This is a genomic window from Brevundimonas sp. (assembly GCF_013823285.1).
Taxonomy (GTDB): domain Bacteria; phylum Pseudomonadota; class Alphaproteobacteria; order Caulobacterales; family Caulobacteraceae; genus Brevundimonas.
Window position 1 is genome coordinate 1 of the sequence record NZ_PNLV01000051.1, and the last position, 18,690, is coordinate 18,690.

12 protein-coding genes are annotated in these 18,690 nt (G+C 67.4%); 9 read left to right on the plus strand and 3 right to left on the minus strand.

Annotated features, from left to right (window positions below; all coding sequences use genetic code 11):
• Both C0461_RS08790 and C0461_RS08795 read right to left on the minus strand, forming a co-directional pair.
• The coding region (locus tag C0461_RS08790; RefSeq protein WP_292105859.1) for a sodium:solute symporter family protein at positions 1-1,534 on the minus strand (1,534 nt) is incomplete at its 3' end.
• The gene (locus C0461_RS08795; protein WP_292105862.1) at positions 1,512-1,796 is read right to left on the minus strand and encodes a DUF4212 domain-containing protein; all 285 of its coding nucleotides are present in this window, start codon (positions 1,794-1,796) and stop codon (positions 1,512-1,514) included. The genes C0461_RS08795 and C0461_RS08790, both read right to left, overlap by 23 nt.
• A gap of 223 nt (positions 1,797-2,019) precedes the next feature.
• Here C0461_RS08795 and C0461_RS08800 point away from each other — a divergent pair, with 223 nt between their 5' ends.
• Complete coding sequence (locus tag C0461_RS08800; RefSeq protein WP_292105863.1) at positions 2,020-4,566, plus strand: TonB-dependent receptor; 2,547 nt, start codon at positions 2,020-2,022, stop codon at positions 4,564-4,566.
• Positions 4,567-4,578: 12 nt separating this feature from the next.
• Positions 4,579-6,267, plus strand: a complete 1,689-nt coding sequence (locus C0461_RS08805) for an alkaline phosphatase D family protein (protein WP_292105864.1) — start codon at positions 4,579-4,581, stop codon at positions 6,265-6,267.
• On the opposite strand, the gene C0461_RS08810 is transcribed toward C0461_RS08805, so the two are convergent.
• A complete protein-coding gene (locus tag C0461_RS08810; protein WP_292105867.1) occupies positions 6,264-7,619 on the minus strand; it encodes a GH1 family beta-glucosidase in 1,356 nt (451 codons plus the stop codon). The two genes, C0461_RS08805 and C0461_RS08810, sit on opposite strands and share 4 nt — an antisense overlap.
• A 211-nt stretch (positions 7,620-7,830) precedes the next feature.
• Between C0461_RS08810 and C0461_RS08815 the strand changes: the two genes are divergently transcribed.
• From C0461_RS08815 to C0461_RS08845, 7 genes are all read left to right on the plus strand, one after another.
• The gene (locus C0461_RS08815; RefSeq protein WP_292105869.1) at positions 7,831-8,868 is read left to right on the plus strand and encodes a LacI family DNA-binding transcriptional regulator; all 1,038 of its coding nucleotides are present in this window, start codon (positions 7,831-7,833) and stop codon (positions 8,866-8,868) included.
• A gap of 4 nt (positions 8,869-8,872) precedes the next feature.
• Positions 8,873-11,863 carry a TonB-dependent receptor gene (locus C0461_RS08820; RefSeq protein ID WP_292105872.1) on the plus strand — a complete coding sequence of 997 codons (2,991 nt, stop codon included), beginning with the start codon at positions 8,873-8,875 and terminating at the stop codon, positions 11,861-11,863.
• Positions 11,864-11,949: 86 nt separating this feature from the next.
• The gene (locus C0461_RS08825; RefSeq protein ID WP_292105875.1) at positions 11,950-13,368 is read left to right on the plus strand and encodes a glucoamylase family protein; all 1,419 of its coding nucleotides are present in this window, start codon (positions 11,950-11,952) and stop codon (positions 13,366-13,368) included.
• Positions 13,365-14,645: an extracellular solute-binding protein gene (locus tag C0461_RS08830; RefSeq protein ID WP_292105877.1), complete on the plus strand. Its 1,281-nt coding sequence runs from the start codon at positions 13,365-13,367 to the stop codon at positions 14,643-14,645. The genes C0461_RS08825 and C0461_RS08830 overlap by 4 nt, the downstream gene beginning before the upstream one ends.
• On the plus strand, positions 14,642-15,532 hold the full coding sequence (locus tag C0461_RS08835; protein WP_292105879.1) for a sugar ABC transporter permease: 891 nt from the start codon (positions 14,642-14,644) through the stop codon (positions 15,530-15,532). The genes C0461_RS08830 and C0461_RS08835 overlap by 4 nt, the downstream gene beginning before the upstream one ends.
• The gene (locus C0461_RS08840) at positions 15,529-16,350 is read left to right on the plus strand and encodes a carbohydrate ABC transporter permease (RefSeq protein ID WP_292105881.1); all 822 of its coding nucleotides are present in this window, start codon (positions 15,529-15,531) and stop codon (positions 16,348-16,350) included. Before C0461_RS08835 ends, C0461_RS08840 begins: the two co-directional genes overlap by 4 nt.
• Before the next feature lie 21 nt (positions 16,351-16,371).
• Positions 16,372-18,690: discoidin domain-containing protein (locus tag C0461_RS08845; RefSeq protein ID WP_292105885.1), on the plus strand; the 2,319-nt coding region annotated here is incomplete at its 3' end.

Genomic DNA, 18,690 nt, shown 5'->3' on the forward strand with positions numbered 1-18,690 from the left:
CCCCGTGCTTGTTCATGCGCTTCCAGAAGATGCCCAGGAAGATGGCGGGGAAAAAGCTGGCTGCGGCCAGGCCGAAGGCGAAGGCCACCACCGCCGCCACGAAGCCGGGCGGATAGATGCCCGCCAGAATGGCGATCAGCACCGCGACCACCGCCGCCAGCCGCGCCACCAGCAGTTCCCGCGCATCGCTCATGCCCTTGAACAGCACCTTCTTGCACAGGTCATGGGACACCGCCGAGGAGATGACCATCAGCAGGCCTGCCGCCGTGGACAGGGCCGCCGCCAGACCGCCCGCCACCACCAGGCCGATGACCCAGGCCGGCAAGCCGCCAATCTCGGGATTGGCCAGGACGAAGATGTCCTGATCCAGGCGGGTCACCTCATTGACCGCCGGGTCGGCCGCGTAGCGGATGCGCCCGTCGCCATCCTTGTCGGTGAACTCCAGAAGGCCGGTACGCTCCCAGTTGTAGAACCACTGGGGCGTAGCGCCCTCGTCCTGCTCGGCCGCCGTGGCCTCGCCCCGCCGCACGTCCACCGAGTACTCTGACTGGTGCACCGTATCGATGAAGTTGGAGCGAGCGAATACGGCCACGGCCGGGGCTGTGGTGTAGAGAATGGCGATGAAGGCCAGGGCGTAGCCCGCCGACTTTCGCGCGTCCGAGGCCTTGGGAACGGTGAAGAAGCGGATGATCACATGGGGCAGGCCAGCCGTCCCCACCATCAGGGCCAGGGTGATGGCGAACACGTCGATGCGCGCCTTGGTCCCCTCGGTGTAGGCGGAAAATCCGAGGTCCGTCAGGGTCCGGTCCAGACTGAGCAGAAGCGGCGTGCCGTCCTGGGCGTTGCCCACGAAACCCAGCTGCGGAATGGGCGACCCGGTGATCTGCAGCGACAGGAAGATGGCCGGGACCATGAAGGCGAAGATCAGGACGCAGTACTGGGCCACCTGGGTGTAGGTGATGCCCTTCATGCCCCCCAGAACGGCATAGAACATGACCACGATCGCGCCCACGATCACGCCGATTTCGATGGGGACGTTCAGGAAGTTGGAGAAGGCGATGCCGACCCCGCGCATCTGGCCGGCGATATAGGTGAAGGAGATGAACAGGGCGCAGATGACCGCCACGATGCGGGCGGTCTGGGAATAGTACCGGTCGCCGATGAAGTCCGGCACCGTGAACTTGCCGAACTTCCTCAGATAGGGCGCCAGCAAAAGCGCCAGCAGCACATAGCCGCCGGTCCAGCCCATCAGATAGACCGAACCGTCGTAGCCGGAGAAGGCGATGATCCCGGCCATGGACAGGAAGCTGGCCGCGCTCATCCAGTCGGCGGCGGTGGCCATGCCGTTGAAGACGGGATGCACGTCGTGCCCCGCCACATAGAAGTCATTGGTGCTGGCGGCCCGGGCCCAGATGGCGATGCCGATGTAGAGCCCGAAGGTGGTGATCACGAACAGGCCGGTCCAGAACAGGGTCGGCGACAGGCCGAAGATGGTCTCCATGATCCCGCCCTCAGTCCTGGTCGTCAGCGGCATGGCGCCGCTCGATGCGGTCCATCACCGCCGCATAGACGAAGATCAGCGCCACGAAGACATAGATCGAGCCCTGCTGGGCGAACCAGAAGCCCAGAGGCGCCCCGCCAATGCTGAATTGGTCCAGCCAGTCCCGGAACAAAATCCCCGCCCCGAAGGACACCAGGAACCAGATCGCCAGCAGCCCTCCCATCAGGGTCAGATTCTTTCTCCAGTAGGCCTTGTCCTCGGCCCGGCGGATTTCGGCGCGGCTGGTGTCTGTCATGCATCGCCTCCCTGCGAACCGTCACAGTGAAACGATGCGGGCGCGGGGCGCAACCGCTTTTGTCGGACTTGAGTGGAGACGGTTCGCCGGCCTGTGGCGCCGGCGCCCATGATCCCGGAATTCCAGCGTCCCGGATCAACCGTCACCCTACCGTGGCCAAGCTGTCGCGCGTCCTACATGAACGGCGATTAGTGCGGGTCCATCCAAATCGGGGGACTTCACCATGGCTCGCATCACATCCTGTCGCATCGGTCTCATGAGCGCGGCGGCCGCCTGCGCCCTCGCGGCCGGAGCCGTCCAGGCCCAGGAGGCCACCGAGGTCGACGAAATCATCGTCACCGCCCAGCTCCGCGCCCAGAACCCCATCGAGGTCCCCTTCGCCCTCACCGCCTACGACGGCGAATTTCTGCGCGATCTGGGGGTGCAGGAGTTCGAGGAGCTCTCGGCTTTCGTGCCCGGCTTCCTGGTTCAGAACCAGTCGCCCAACAACCCCGGCTTCGTGATGCGCGGCATAACATCGGACTCCGGCGCCGCGACGGCCGAGCCGCGCGTGTCGGTCTATCAGGACGGTGTGTCCATCTCGAAGTCGCGCGGCTCCTACGTCGAGCTGTTCGACATCGAGCGCATGGAGATCGCCAAGGGACCGCAATCCACCCTTTACGGGCGCGGCGCTCTCATCGGCGCGGTGAACATCGTCCAGCGCCGGGCCGAACCGGGCATGTTCGACGCCGAGGCCCGCGTGGGCGCCGGCGACCTGGGCTATCGCCTGGCCGAAGGCATGATCAACATGCCGCTGGGCGAGACCGCAGCCATCCGTTTCGCCACCCGCCTCAAGAGTCGTGACGGCTATGTTGAGAACCTGCTGGGAGGCCAGGACTACAACAGCATCGACACCGAGGCCTTCCGCCTTTCCGGCGCGTTCGAACCGGCGCCCGGTTTCAGCATCGACGTCATCGCCAATTACCAGACCGACCGCGCCTCGGGCACGCCGTTCACCTCCATGGCCTACGCCCCCGCCGATCCCGTGACCGGCGCCCCACTGGGCCCGATCGATCCGTGGGCGGGCGCGGCCCTGACGCCGGGCGCGGACTTCGACGGTGGAAAGTCTCTCGGGCTGGACCGCGAGGTCTGGGGCGTGACGGGCCTGATGGCCTGGGAGTTCTCGCCCTCCCTGATCCTGAACAGCATCACGGCCTACCGCGAGTTCGACTCCTACGAGACCTTCGACGCCGACGGCGTCTCCCTGCCCATCCTGACGGCCGCCGAGGAAGCCTATGGCGAGCAGTTCAGCCAGGAGTTGCGCCTGAACTTCCAGGCCGGACCGCGTGTGACCGGCTTCGTCGGCGCCGGCTACTTCCATGAGGAAGGCTACCAGCGCACGCCCACCCAGTTCGACGAGCGCATGGCTCTGGCTCAGCTTTCGGGCTTCCTCGACGGCGGGCTGGGCGGCGGCACGCTGCCCGCCGCGGCCTACCCCGGTCTGTCCCAACTGATCCTTGGTCAGTTGCTGACCCCGCTGGGCGCCGGCCCGCTTGCTCCGGCCATCGCCGCCAACCTGAAGCCGGTCCATATCGAAACGCCCATCAATGCGTCGGAGCTGACCTCGTGGGACGTGTTCGGCGACGTGACCTTCCAGGTCACCGATCGCCTGGAGCTGTCGGGAGGCCTTCGCTACACCACCGACGAGAAGACCACCGGCTACGCCTCGCAGGTGGATAACGGCCGCTCGACCCTCGGCGGCATCCTCGGCGCCCAAGCGATCGCCGGGCAGATTCAGCAACTGATCGCCGTCGGCACGCCCGAGGCACTGACCCAGGCCGCCGCCCTGAACGCCCAGTTGAATGGCCTGATCGGGGCCCTGGCCACGCCGGGCTTCGCCACCCTGCCCGGCCTTCCCCTGTTCGCCCTCACCGCACAGCCGACCGCCAACAACGGCGACATGATCACCCAGGACCATGAGGACGAAGGCTTCACCTGGCGCCTGACCGCCCGCTATGCGGTGTCGGACAACGTCAACGTCTACGCCAACTACGCCCGGGGCCGTCGTCCCGAGGTGCTGTCGGTCAGCCCCCCGTCGGCGCCCCAGGGCGCACCCACCTTCAATGTGATCGAGGCGGAGACCGTCGACAGCTTCGAGATCGGCGCCAAGACGGCGCTGATGGATCGGCGCCTGCGGCTGGACGGGGCGGTCTATTTCTACACCTATGAAAACTTCCAGACCACGGTGCAGGAAGGGACCCGGTTCTTCGTCACTAACGCGGGCGAAGCGGAGTCCTACGGCTTCGAGGGCCAGATCTTCTACGCCGCCACGCCGGACCTGGACCTGTTCGCCACCTACGGCTTCAACCACTCCCGCTTCGGCAACGGCATCTATGAGGGCAACAGCTTCCGCCTGTCGCCGGACCACATGGCGTCGGTGGGCGCGGTGTGGCGGGTGCGCGCGGGCGCCGGCGCCTTCGAGATCCAGCCCACCTACACCTGGCAGTCCGAGGTCTTCTTCGACGACGACAACGACCTTCCGGCCCTGCAGGCCAACAACCTGGTCCCCGACCTGATCCAGGACGAGCTGCAGGACAGCTACGGTCTGCTCAGCCTGCGTCTGCGCTATGCGCCGGACAGCGCCAACTGGGGCGTCGAGGTGTTCGGCGACAACCTGCTGGACGAAGAGTTCATCAAGGACGCCGGCAACACCGGCGACGGCATCGGCATGCCGACCTTCATCCCCGGCCGTCCCCGCACCTGGGGCGTCAACCTGAGCCTGCGTTACTAGGGAGCCGCTGTCATGCGCATCGACCGTCGCCGCGTTCTGGGCCTGATCGGAGCGGGGGCCGCCGCCCCCGCGGCCTCCGCACAGGCCCGCCAGGCCGCTGCGGCGGTCGAATTCCGCCATGGCGTCGCCTCTGGCGATCCGCTCAATGACCGGGTCATCCTGTGGACCCGGGTCAGTCCGGACCGGGTCGATGCGATGGTCTCGGTGGAGTGGCGCATCCGGCCGCTGGACGCCGACACGGTCATCGCCTCGGGCACGGTCGAGACCGGGCCCGAGCGTGACCACACGGTCAAGGTGGACGTGGGCGGTCTGCAGCCCGGCGTCGGCTATCGCTTCGACTTCGCCGTGGGCGACGTGCGCTCGCCGGAGGGCCGCACCCGCACCCTGCCCGCGGGCGGGACCGAGGACGTGGTGCTGGCGGTGGCCTCGTGCCAGCTGCACCCCGGCGGCCTGTTCAACGCCTATGAGGCCATTGCCGGGCTGGAGCGCCTGGATGCGGTCGTGCACCTGGGCGACTACATCTATGAGTACGGCGCCGAGGCCGACGACTACGGCATGGCCACCGGGGCGGCGCTGAACCGCGTCCCCGACCCCGCCCACGAGATCGTCAGCCTTGACGACTACCGCCGCCGTCATGCCCAGTACAAGACCGACCCTGACCTGCAGGCCGCCCACGCGCGCGCACCGTTCATCTGCGTGTGGGACGACCACGAGGTCGCCAACGACAGCTGGACCGCCGGAGCCCAGAATCACCAGCCGCGCGATGAAGGCGACTACAGCGTGCGCAAGGCCGTCGCCCTGCGTGCCTATTACGAGTGGATGCCGATCCGCGAGCCGCGCGCCGGCCTGTCCATGGAGGCCGTCAACCGCACCTTCCACTTCGGGGATCTGGCCACCCTGGTGATGGTCGAGACGCGCCTGACCGCCCGGGACGAGCCCATCGGCTACGCTACCCACCTGCCCATGATCACGGACGCGGCGGGCAATCCGATCCCCGACGTGGCGGGGTTCGAGACCATCCGCCACGATCCGGCTCGGGAGCTGATGGGCGCAGATCAGATCGCCTGGCTGAAGGGCGAGCTGGAAGCGTCGCGTCTGGCGGGCCGTCCGTGGCAGATCATCGGCAATCAGGTGGTCATGGCCCGCGTGGCCGGCCCCAATATCGCCGACACCGTGCCGGCGCCCATGATCGAGGGCCTGTTGGCCAGCCTGCCCGACGCTATCCGGGCGCAGGTGCAGCAGTCGATCCAGCTGTTCCGCTTCGGCCTGCCGTTCAATCTGGACAGCTGGGACGGCTATCCCGCCGAGCGCGAGCGCCTGTACGCCGCCTTCGCCGAGGCGGGCGTCGCGCCGATCGTTCTGGCCGGCGACAGCCACGCCTTCTGGGTCAACGACCTGAAGGACGCGACCGGCGAACGCCGCGGCGTGGAGTTCGGAACCAGTTCCATCTCAAGCCCGTCCGTGGGCGACGCGGTCCCCGGCCTGCCGCTGGGCCCGGCCCTGGCGCAGACCAATGAGGAGGTCGTGTTCTGCGACCAGTCCTCCAAGGGCTTCGTGCTGCTGACCCTGACGCGGGAGCAGGCCACGGCCGAGCTCAAGGCGGTGTCCACCATCCTGGCCAAGCCCTTCGAGGTGCGCGAGGCGGCGCGCTTCACCGTGACGCGGGGACCGGCCGGCGCGGGCGACCTGACCCAGGCCTAGAGCGTATCCAGCACCTTGCCGTTGGTCTGGATGACCTCAGCGTAGAGCAGGCCGGAGTCCTTTATGGTCCGCTCCTGGGTCTGGTAGTTCACGTGGGTGATGCCGAACCGCTTGGAGAAGCCGAGGGACCATTCCAGGTTGTCCAACAGGGACCAGGCCATGTAGCCGGTCAGGTTCACACCCTTGCCGATGGCGTCGTGGGCCGCCTTCAGGTGGTTCTTGAGGTACTCGACCCGCATGGGATCGTGGATGCGGCCGTCGATGGCGTGTGGCGGATCGTACCACGCCGAACCGTTTTCCGTGATCATCAGGGGCATGCCGTTCGTCTGCTCGTGCAGCCAGACCAGGGTGTCGGTCAGGGCGGGGGGATAGACCTCCCAGCCGGTCTCGGTGTGGGCGTGCTGGACCTGCTTCACCGGCCGGGCGCGCACGGGCCAGGCGGAGGGGTCGTTCTCGGGAACGGCGCGCGTGTACCAGTTCAGGCCCATCCAGTCGGTGGGTTCGGCGATGAGGTCGAAGTCCGCCTTCGGGAACTCGCGCCAGGCGCGGCCGTAAACGTCCTTCAACTCGTCGGGATAACCGCGCCCCATCAGGGGATCGAGGAACCAGCGGTTCATCTGGGCCTCGGCGCGGCGGCGAGCGGCCTCGTCTTCAGGCTTGTCCGAAGCGGGATACTTGGGCTCGATGTTCAGGACGATGCCGATCCGGCCCCCTCCGACTTCGCGGAAACGGCGCACGGCGGCGCCGTGGGCGCGCAGGACGTTGTGGCCCGCGATGACCGCCTCGAAGGCCGAGCGATGGCCCGGGGCCAGCGCCCCGTGCAGATAGCCCCCGTCCACGATCACCCAGGGCTCATTGATGGTGCCCCAGGTCTTGATGCGGCCCTTGAATTTTTCGAACAGCACCTGGCCGTAGTCGGCGAACCAGTCGGCGATGTCGGGGTTCAGCCAGCCGCCGCGATCATCCAGGGCTGCGGGCAGATCCCAGTGGTACAGGGTGCACAGCGGTTCGATGCCCGCCTCGAGCAGGCCGTCCACCAGGCGGTCGTAGAAGCCCAGGCCCGCTTCGTTGATGCGTCCGCGCCCCTCGGGCATCACCCGGCTCCACGACACGCTGAACCGGTAGGCCTGAAGGTTCAGGCGCGTCATCAGCCCGATGTCCTCGAGCCAGCGGTTATAGTGGTCGCAGGCCACCTCGCCGGTGTCACCGTCCTTCATCATCCCGGGCGTATGGACAAACCGGTCCCAGATGGAGGCCCCGGCCCCGTCGGCCATGGATGAGCCCTCGATCTGATAGGCGGCGGTGGCGGCGCCCCACAGAAATCCCTCGGGAAATTCGTAGCTTCGGTTCATGCGGGGTGTTCCTGCCCTGGAGTGGTCGCCGGTCCGTTCATGTTCGAGCGTTCGACAAACGCTTGCCTAAACGATTACCGCTGTGTCATGTAAACGATTACACGCTGAACGCCGGACCGCCGTCAAGGCTGCCGGGACAGTTCGAACGCGGTCAGGGAGACAGCGACAGGATGACGGCGAAAGCCCCCACATCAGCCCGTGAGGCGCGATCGTGAAGGCCGCGACCATCAAGGACGTGGCGGCGCGCGCGCGCGTGTCTGTAGCCTCGGTCTCCCGCGTCCTCAACGACCAGGGCGTCGTCGGCGAGGATACGCGCCGGCGCGTCATGGAGGCGGTCGACGCCCTGTCCTATGTCCCCCATTCCGGCGCACGCAGCCTGATCACTCGAAAAACCGACACGGTGGGCGTGATCCTGCCGGACCTGTTCGGCGAGTTCTTCTCGGAGCTGATCCGGGGCATGGATCTGGCGGCGCGCGAGAAGCGGCTGCATCTGATCGTGTCCAGCTCGCACGATGACGCCGAGGAGGCGTCTTTCGCCATCAAGTCCATGCGCGGGCGCGTGGACGGCCTGATCATCCTGTCGCCCCATCTCGACGCCGCAGCCCTGGCCGCCAGCATGCCGCGCTCCCTGCCCGTCCTGCTGATGAACGGCGGCGCCCGCGATGTGGAGCGGTCCTCCATCATCGTGGACAACCACGGCGGCGCGGAGGCCATGACCCGCCACCTGCTGGACCAGGGCCGCCGTCGCGTGGCCCACGTGGCGGGGCCCGGCGGCAACCTGGAAGCCGAGGCGCGGCGCGCCGGCTACCTGGCGGCCATGGCCGGGGCGGGGATTGAGCCGGTGGTTCTGGACGGCGACTTCGATCAGGCGTCCGGCTATCGCGCCGGCGCCGCCATCGCGGCCATGGACATCCGTCCCGACGCCGTGTTCGCGGGCAACGACATGATGGCGCTCGGCGTGCTGCTGGCCTTGCAGGAAGCCGGCCTGCGCTGTCCCGAGGACGTGGCCGTCGGCGGGTTCGACGACGTGCCGATTTCGTCGTTGGTGCGGCCCACCCTGACCACAATGAGAATTGACATCGCCGGGACCGGCCGCCGCGCCCTGGAGCGCCTGGTGAGCCTCATCGGCGACGCTGGAGAGTCCTCTCCGGCCCACGAAATCGTGCGACCGCAGCTGGTCGTACGCGAGTCCAGCAGCAGCAACAGCGGGAAAGGCGGCGCCAAGGCCGTGCTCGCTCAGGGAGGTTAAGACCATGATCCGGAACACCAAGCGTCACCGAGGCCTGATGGGCGCATCGGCGGCGGCCATCGCGACCTCGCTGCTCCTGGCGGGCGGCGCCATGGCGCAGACCGCCACCTCGACCATTCGCGGCAATGTCAGCGACCAGGGCCAGGCGGAGGCCGGCGCCCAGATCGTGGCGCGTGACAGCGCATCCGGCTATGTCTCGCGCGCCACGGCCAACGCCTCGGGCAACTATGTGCTGTCCGGCCTGCGCCCCGGTTCCTATGAGGTGACCGTCACCACCGCCGATGGACAGAGCACGACGGAGACGGTGAGCATCGGTGTCGGCCAGACCGGCACCCTGGACGTGGATGTGGCGAGCGTCGCCGCGGCTGACCCCGGCGCGACTGAAGTGGCGGAAGTCATCATCGTGGCCCGCCAGCTGGCCGACACCCGGACCTCCGAGGTGGCGACCAACGTCAGCCGCACCCAGATCGACACCCTGCCGCAGATCAGCCGCAACTTCCTCAACTTCGCCGCCCTGGCGCCGGGCGTGCGCGTGACTGAGGGCGAGACCGAGCGCACCATCACCGCCGGGGGGCAGCCCGCCACCGCCATCAACGTCTTCATCGACGGCCAGAACCAGAAATCCACCATCATTGACGGCGGCGTGGCCGGTCAGGACGACAGCCGCGGCAACCCCTTCCCGCAAGGTGCCGTGCAGGAGTTCCGGGTCGTCTCCCAGAACTTCAAGGCCGAGTACGAGCAAGCCGGGTCGGCGATCATCACGGCCGTGACCCGCTCGGGCTCAAATGAGTTTGAGGGCGAGGTCTTCGCCACCTATCAGAACGAGGAGTGGATCCAGCAGGACTACTTCTCGGAACTGCGTGGCGCGGAACAGCCCGAGCTGACCCGCGAGCAGTACGGCTTCGTGCTGTCCGGCCCGATCATCCGGGATCGCCTGCACTTCCTCGCGTCCTACGAGCGCAAGGACGAGACTCGTTCGGCGCAGACGTTCTTGAACCGGCCCGAGTACGCGTCACTGTTCGCCGACCAGATCGGCAACTTCGCCACACCGTTCGAACAAGACCTGTTCTTCGGCAAACTGAGCTGGCAGGTCAACGATCGCAACCGCATCGAGCTCACCGGCACCTGGCGCGAAGAGTCCGACATCCGTGATGTGGGCGGCCAGAATGGCCCGGACCGCGCCACGCAGATCAACGGTGAGACACGCTCCATTGTTCTGCGCCATCAGTATCAGGGAGACAATTTCCTGAACGAGATGTCGCTCGACTATTTCAACTACACCTACAATCCGACGGCCCTGAACTTCGACACCTACGGGGCTGAATACGCCGTCTTCCGGGACAACGACCCGGACACGCCGGGCTTCCAGTTCAACGTGTTCAACCGGGAAGCGACCGTCTTCACCCTCGGGGGACGCAGCGACAATCAGAACATCGAGCAGGAAAGCATCACGTTCCGCAACGACCTGACCTTCACCAATATCGAGTGGAACGGCGAGCATACGATCAAGCTGGGATTCAAGTACTCTGATCAGAGCTACTTCGTGAACAAGGAGTTCGGACGCAATCCGCAGTTCTGGTTCGATGTCGACGGCCGGCCTGAAATCAACGGATCAACCGAAATCCCGGTTCGCGTCTCGCTAGGCACCGCGGTGGCACCGGCGGACATCTCGAATGCGGTCATCGGTCTTTACATCCAGGACGACTGGCGCATCACCGACCGGCTGGAGCTGAACCTGGGTCTGCGCTGGGACTACGAGGACAACGCCGTCAACAACGACTATTCCACGCCGCAGAACATCCGCGACATGCTGGCGGCCATGGAGGCCCTGCCGGGCTACAGCTTCCCGGAGTACTTCAACCCCGACGACTACATCGCCGATGGCGACCGCGACGCCTTCACGGAGGCCTTCCAGCCGCGCATCGGCTTCTCATACGACGTGTTCGGCGACCAGAGCACGGTGATCTTCGGCGGAGCGGGCCGCTACTACGACCGCATCGGCTTCAACTTCCCCTTTGACGAGCGGTTCAAGCCGACCCAGTTCATTCGCGAGGTATTCTTCTCGGTAGATGGTTCGCGGCCCGGCACAGTCGCCTGGGATCCGGCCTATCTGACGCCAGAGGGTCTTGACCCGCTGCTGGCGGCCACCCCCGGCGCCGGCGAGGTGTTCCTGATCCGCAACGACGCCCCGCCGCCGCGCACCGACCAGTTCAATCTGGGTGTGCGCCAGCAGTGGAATAACTGGCAGCTGTCGGCCACCCTGGCCTATGCTTTCACCGACAACGAATTCAGCTGGTACATCGGCAACCCGGCCACGGACGGCAACCGCTTCGGCGGACCGACGCCCACCTCGGTCGGCTTCAGCGAGTTCCGCAATCTGGTCTTCATCTCCAACCACGACCGCGAACGGGAATATGCGGCCCTGCATCTGCAGGCTGACAAGCCCTACACCCGCGCCGACGGCTGGGGTTTCCAGATCAACTACACCCTGTCCGAGGCCACCCAGAACGGCAGCCGTGATCAGGGCCTGGGGAATTTCGATTTCGACTACAACTGGATCGATACGACCCCGACCTTCTACTCACCCACGGACGAACGGCACCGCATAACGGCAAGCGGCCTGGTGGACCTGCCTCTCGACTTCCAGCTGTCAGGCTTCCTGACTCTGGGGTCGGGCCGGCCCTACACCATCTTCAACTGCCCCGACGCGCCGGCCGGCGGGCCCAACATCTGCTGGAACGAGGGCCGTCCGGAGAAGTTCAGCTTCATCATTCCGGACGCCTGGGCCTATCGCCAGCTGGACCTGCGCCTGACCAAGAACTTCGACCTGTTCGAGGGCCATCAGGCACAGATCTATGTGGACGCCATCAACGTTTTCGGTTTCCGCAACTACTCGAGCTTCAATCAGGACTTCAACTCTCCGCAGTACGGAAGCCCGAACAGCGTCTCTCTGCCCACGCGCAGCTTCCAGGTGGGCATGCGCTACCGCTGGTAACGGTTTTCTCCTGAGCCTTGGCCGCCCCCAACTCTCCCCGGGGGCGGCCAATTTTTTGATACAGTAACGCGTAGGGAGGTTCCGCCTTGGACCGCCGTCGTTTTCTTCTGACCTCATGCGCCGCCGCCGGCGGGCTTTCCCTGGCGTCCCTGGGCGCTTGCGCCACAGGCGCCGCGCCGGGCAGGCTCGATCCCGAGATCGCCGAACTCCAGGAGCGCACCTTCCGCTGGTTCTGGGACGTGACGCCCCATGAGACCGGCCTGACGCCGGACCGGGCGCCCAGCTTCAGCTTCTGTTCGGTGGCCGCCGTGGGCGACGCCCTCACGTGCTGGCCCATCGGGATCGAGAACGGCTGGATCACCCGCGAGCAGGGCCGCCAGCGGACCCTGAACACCATGCGGTTCTTCTACAACGCGCCGCAGGGGCCCGAGGCGCGCGGCGTGACGGGCTACAAGGGCTTCTTCTACCACTTCCTGGAGATGGACACCGGCCACCGCTTCGGGACCACCGAACTGTCCACCGTGGACACGGCCCTGCTGGTGGCGGGCATGCTGTTCGCCGCCCGGTATTTCGATCAGGACCATCCTGACGAGGCCGAGATCCGGCAACTGGCCGAGGCGGTCTATGCACGGGTGGAATGGCCCTGGGCCCAGCCCTACGGGGACGCCTACATCACCATGGGCTGGCACCCCGAGACCGGCTTCATCGAACACCGCTGGGAAGGCTACAACGAGGCCATGCTGGTGGTCCTGATGGCCCTGGGCAGCCCGACCCACCCGGTTGGGCCCGAAGCCTGGACCACCTGGTGCTCCACCTATGACACCCTCAGCTGGACCGAACACCGGGGCCAGCCCCACCTGCATTTCGCGCCCATGTTCGGCCATCAGTACAGCCACAAGTGGGTGGACTTCCGGGGCATCCTGGACCCCTACATGCGCGACAAGGGCTTCGACTATTTCGAGAACAGCCGCCGCGCGACCTACGCCCAACAGGCCTATGCCCTGGAAAACCCCGGCGGCTGGACCGGCTATTCGGACGAGGTCTGGGGCCTGACCGCCTGCGACGGTCCGGGCGATTTCGTCCTGGACATCGGCGGGCGCGAACGGGAGTTCTTCAGCTACTCCGCGCGCGGGCCCGGCGAGCGTGACGACGGCACCATCGCCCCGACGGCGGCGGCGGCCTCCATCGCCTTCGCGCCGGAGATCGTCATCCCCTGCGTCAAGGCCATCAAGGCCCGCCATCCCGAGACCTATACCGACTACGGGTTCCTGGACGCCTTCAACCCGACCCTGACCGACACGGGCGGGAACGCCCTGCTGCACGGCTCGGTCGACCCCGAGCGGGGATGGGTGGCGGACGAGTATCTGGGCATCGATCAGGGGCCCATCGTCATCATGATCGAGAACCACAAGTCCGATCTGGTCTGGCGGCTGATGCGCACCGACCCGCACCTGCGCCGGGGCCTCGAGCGCGCCGGCTTCACCGGAGGATGGCTGACCGCATGAGCGGATCCGGCCTTCATCGACGCGCGGCGCTCGGCCTGATGGCCGGGGGCCTGGCCGCGTCGGCGGGGGCCTGCGCAAGACCGGACGGCGGGGTCACACGCCTGAGCCTGTGGGCCATGGGCAATGAGGGGGCCGCGACCCCCGCCCTGCTGGAAGAGTTCCATCGCCTGAACCCGGACGTGCGCGTCTCGGTTCAGGCCCTGCCCTGGACCGCCGCCCACGAGAAGCTGCTGACGGCCTATGCCGGCGACTCGCTGCCGGACGTCAGCCAGGTGGGCAACACCTGGATCGCCGAGATGACGGCCATCGGCGCGGCCACGCCGGTGCCCGCTGACGCCGACGACATCGTGGCCGGCGGCTTCGACAGCGTCATGGAGACCAACCGGATCGGCGGCCGGATCATGGGCACGCCCTGGTACGTGGACACCCGGCTGGTGTTCTATCGCACCGACCTTCTGGCGCGCGCGGGCTATGGCGCCGTGCCCCAGGACTGGGCGGGCTGGAAGCGCGCCATGCACGCGGTCAAGCGCACGGCCGGGGACGGGAACTACGCCATCCTGATGCCGGTGAACGAGTTCGAGCAACTTCTGACGTTCGGCCTTCAGACCGGCGAACCGTTGCTGCGCGACAACGACAGCCGCGGCAATTTCTCGAGCCCGGCGTTCGTCTCGGCCCTGGCCTTCTACAAGAGCCTGTTCGACGAGGGTCTGGCGCCCACCATGTCGGCGACGCAGATATCCAACGTCTGGGACGAGTTCAGCCGGGGCTTCTTCAGCTTCTATTTCTCCGGTCCCTGGAGCGTCGGCGACTTCCGCAGGCGCCTGTCCGACGCCATGCAGGCGAACTGGGCCACCGTCGGCGTGCCGGGCCCGGACGGGCCGGGCGCCTCGGCGCCGGGGGGCTCCAGCCTGATCGTGTTCGACAGCTCGCCCCGCAAGGAGGCCGCCTGGCGACTGGTGCGGTACCTGTCGCAGGTGGACACCCAGGCGCGCTTCAACGCCCTGACCGGCAACCTGCCGGCCAAGGTGGAGGCCTGGGACGTTGCGGGCATTCGCGGCGACGACAAGCTGGCGCCGTTCGAGGGGCAACTGGAGCGCGCGGTGCCGGTGCCCAAGGCCCCGGAATGGGAGCGGGTGGTCACCGAGATGCAGGTGGTGGCCGAGCGCATGGTGCGCGGCGAATACACGCCTGAAACCGCCGGCGCCGAAATCGACCGGCGCGCCGACCGGCTGCTGGAGAAGCGGCGCTGGATGCTGGATCAGGGGCGGGCGGTATGAGCGCGGCGCGGACTGAACGGGCGGCCTGGGGCTTCGTCTCGCCCGCGCTGGCGGCCGTGGCCCTGTTTCTGGTCATTCCGGTGTTCGGCGCCCTGCTGCTGAGCCTGACCGATTTCGACATCTACGCCTTGGCCGACATCCGCAACATGCGCTTCGTGGGGCTGGACAACTACGTGGGCCTGCTGGGCAATCCGCTGTTCTGGACAGCCATGCGCAACACCGCCTGGTTCGCCGTTCTGGGCGTGCCGGCCACCATCGTCGCCTCGCTGCTGGCGGCGGTGCTGCTGAACTCGAAGATGGTGAAGTGGCGGCCCATCTGGCGGGTGGCGTTCTTCGCCCCCTATGTGACGACCCTCGTGGCCACGGCGGTGGTGTGGCGCTACCTGCTGCACACCCGCTACGGCGTCATCAACTGGGTGCTGGACGGGTTCGGCATCCCGCCGGTGGACTGGCTGGGCCAGCCCGAAACGGCCATTCCCGCCATCCTGATCTTCGCGGTGTGGAAGCTGTTCGGCTATTCCATGCTGATCTTCCTGGCCGTGCTGCAGACCGTGCCGGAGGATCTGTACGAGGCCGCCCGCATCGACGGCGCCGGGCCGGTCAAGCAGTTTCGCCATGTGACCCTGCCGGCCATCGCGCCGACCGTCCTGCTGGTCAGCATCATCTCGGTGGCCACCTTCTTCCAGCTGTTCGCCGAGCCTTATGTGATGACCCAGGGCGGCCCGGCCCAGAGCACGGTGACGGTGCTCTACTTCATGTACGAAGAAGGCTTCAAATGGTGGAACCTGGGCTCCGCCAGCGCCGTGGCGTTCATCCTTTTCCTGTGCATCTTCGCCATCACCCTGGTGCAGCTGTGGGTCTCGCGCCGTCTGGGGGGCGAGACATGAAGCACGCCCTGCCCAAGGTTCTGCTCAACATCGCCGTGGCCCTGATCGGCCTGGTCGTGCTGTTCCCGCTGGCGTGGATGGTGTCGGTGTCGTTCATGAGCGCAGGCGAGGCGGCGACCTTCCCGCCGCCGCTGCTGCCGTCCCGGCCCACCTTTGAGCATTACCGCGACCTGTTCGCCAACGAGGGCATGGGGCGCTACCTGTGGAACAGCGTCGCCCTGGCCGGACTGGCGACGGGGCTGTGCCTGCTGTTCACGGTCCCGGCGGGGTACGCCTTCGCCAAGCTGAGCTTCACCGGTCGCGACCGGCTGTTCCAGATGCTGGTGGGCGCGCTGGTGATTCCGGCCCAGATCGGCACGCTGCCCCTGTTCCTGATGCTCAAGCAGGTGGGACTGGTGAACACCTACGCCGGGGCGCTGGTGCCGTGGCTGACCTCCATCTTCGGCCTGTTTCTGGTGCGCCAGTACGCCCTGTCGATCCCCGACGAGATGCTGGAGGCGGCGCGGGTGGACGGCGCCTCGGAGCGTCAGATCTTCACCCGCGTGGTGCTGCCGACCCTGCAGCCGATTCTGGTGACCCTGGCCCTGTTCGTGTTCGTGGGCTCGTGGAACGACTTCCTGTGGCCCCTGATCATCCTGACCGACCAGTCGAACTACACCCTGCCCGTGGCCCTCGCGACCCTGTCGCGGGAGCACGTGCAGGACATCGAGATGATGATGGCCGGATCGGTCATCACCGTCCTGCCGGTGCTGATCCTCTTCCTCGCCCTGCAACGCTACTACATCCGCGGCATGCTCGCGGGGAGCGTGAAGGGCTGATCCCTTGTGAGTGCGTAAGCCATGCTGACCCGTCTTCTGATCGCCCTGTTTGTCCTGATCCTGCCCGGCGCCGCCCTGGCGCAGGCGACCGTGCTGGACGATTTCGAGGACATCTCGGCCTGGAGCGCCGACGCCTCCACCGACATCAGCGCCCGGGTCAGTCAGGTGGACGGCCGCGAGGGGCGGGCCCTGCGTCTGGACTATGACTTCAACGGCGTGTCGGGCTACGCCTTCGCGGCGCGGCCCCTGACCATCGACCCGCCCGCCAACTACGAGATCAGCTTTTGGGTGCGCGGCGCGGGGCCGGCCAACACCTTCGAGGTCAAGTTCACCGACGCCTCGGTGGACAATGTGCACTGGCGCCAGGTCACGCGCTGGGAGGCGCCCGACGACTGGACCCTGATCACCATCCGCCGCCGCCACATCGTCAAGGCCTGGGGGCCGAACCCGGACCCGGTCTATCGCGGATCCGAGCGCATCGAGTTCGTCATCGCCGCGGGCGAAGGCGGCGTGGGCTTCATCGAGGTGGACCAGCTGACCCTGCGCGAGCTGCCGCCCGAACCGTCGTCCCCGCCCCGCCCCATCGCCGCCGCCACCTCCGAAGCCGGCGTGTTCGCCGCCGCACAGGCGGTGGACGGCGACCCCGAAACCCCCTGGCGCAGCGCCGCGGGCGGCGCCCAGAGCCTGACGCTGGATCTGGGCTATGAGCGCGAGTTCGGCGGCGTGACCCTGCGCTGGGCCGAGGAGGAACACGCGGCCCGGTACACGCTTTCGACGTCGTCGGACGGGCAGGTCTGGACCCGCCTGCGTGAGGTGACCGGGGGCGATGGCGGCGCCGATCCGATCCTGCTGACCGAGACCGCCGCGCGCTGGCTGCGGCTGGACCTGATGGACGGGCCGGGCGAGGCCTACGCCCTCAACGAGATCGAGATCGAACCCCTGAGCTTCGGCGAGGACGCCACCAGCTTCGTCACAGCGGTGGCGGAGGAGGCGCGGCGGGGCCTGTATCCGCGCGGCTTTCACGGCGAGCAGCCCTACTGGACCCTGGTGGGCGTGGACGGCGGCGGCGACAGCGGCCTGATGGGCGAGGACGGCGCCATCGAACTGGGTCGTGGCGGGCCATCGGTGGAGCCCTTCGTGGTGGAGAACGGGCGGCTGGTGACATGGGCCGACGTGGGCGTGACCCAGAGCCTGCGGGACGACGACCTGCCCATTCCGTCCGTGCGCTGGGCGGCGGAGGACTGGACGCTGGACGTCACCGCCATGGCCGAGGGCGCGCCCGAGCAAGCCGCACTGTATGGCCGCTATGTGCTGACCAACACCTCGAACCGGACGCTGGACCTGACCCTGGCGCTGGCGGCGCGGCCGCTGCAGGTGAACGGCCCGGTGCAGTTCCTGTCGACGCCGGGCGGGGTCAGCCCCGTGACGCGCATCGACTGGGACGGGCGGCGCCTGGGGCTGGGCGATGCGTTCGCGGTGACGCCCCTGTCCGCGCCGGACGGGGTGACGGCCTCCACCTTCGACGCGGGATCGGACCCGCAGAGCCTGATCGCCTCGGGCCGCGCTGCCTCCCACTCGGTTCAGGATGATACCGGTCTGGCCGCCGCCGCCATGACCTGGCGCGTGACTCTGGCGCCCGGCGAACGCCGCGTGGTCGGCTGGGCCGCGCCGCTGGAAGGCGCCCTGCCCGCCCTCACAGGCGCGCCCGAGGCGGTGCTGGCCGGCGTCGAGCAGCGCACCGCCGCCGTCTGGCGCGAAAAGCTGGACCGGTTCCACATCACCGTGCCCGACGAGGGACAGCGCATCGTCGACGTCATGCGGTCGTCGCTGGCCCACATCCTGATATCGCGCGACGGGCCGAACCTGAAACCGGGCACCCGGTCCTACAATCGCTCATGGATCCGGGACGGGGCCATGATCGCCGAGGGGCTGAACCGGCTGGGCTGGGTCGATGTGTCGGCGGACTATCTGCGCTGGTTCACGCCCTACATCTTCAGCGACGGCAAGGTGCCGTGCTGCGTGGATGCGCGCGGCGCCGACCCGGTGCCCGAGAACGACAGCCACGGGGAGTACATCTTCCTGGCCGCCGAGACGTATCGCTACAACGGCGACCTGGGTCTGCTGCGTTCGGTGTGGCCGCAGGTGCAGGGCGCCATCACCTACATGGATCAGCTGCGCGCCTCGGAGCGGACAGCGGAGAACCGGACGCCGGAGCGGCGGCATCTGTACGGCCTGCTGCCGCCGACCATCAGCCACGAGGGCTATTCGGACCAGCCGGCCTATTCCTACTGGGACGATTTCTGGGGCCTGCTGGGCTACAAGGACGCGGTGTTCATCGCC

Bases quoted from the DNA above. Each gene is read 5' to 3' on its own strand.
- C0461_RS08795 (WP_292105862.1), bottom strand. From the start codon at position 1,796: ATGACAGACACCAGCCGCGCCGAAATCCGCCGGGCCGAGGACAAGGCC.
- C0461_RS08800 (WP_292105863.1), top strand. From the start codon at position 2,020: ATGGCTCGCATCACATCCTGTCGCATCGGTCTCATGAGCGCGGCGGCC.
- C0461_RS08805 (WP_292105864.1), top strand. From the start codon at position 4,579: ATGCGCATCGACCGTCGCCGCGTTCTGGGCCTGATCGGAGCGGGGGCC.
- C0461_RS08810 (WP_292105867.1), bottom strand. From the start codon at position 7,619: ATGAACCGAAGCTACGAATTTCCCGAGGGATTTCTGTGGGGCGCCGCC.
- C0461_RS08820 (WP_292105872.1), top strand. From the start codon at position 8,873: ATGATCCGGAACACCAAGCGTCACCGAGGCCTGATGGGCGCATCGGCG.
- C0461_RS08830 (WP_292105877.1), top strand. From the start codon at position 13,365: ATGAGCGGATCCGGCCTTCATCGACGCGCGGCGCTCGGCCTGATGGCC.
- C0461_RS08835 (WP_292105879.1), top strand. From the start codon at position 14,642: ATGAGCGCGGCGCGGACTGAACGGGCGGCCTGGGGCTTCGTCTCGCCC.
- C0461_RS08840 (WP_292105881.1), top strand. From the start codon at position 15,529: ATGAAGCACGCCCTGCCCAAGGTTCTGCTCAACATCGCCGTGGCCCTG.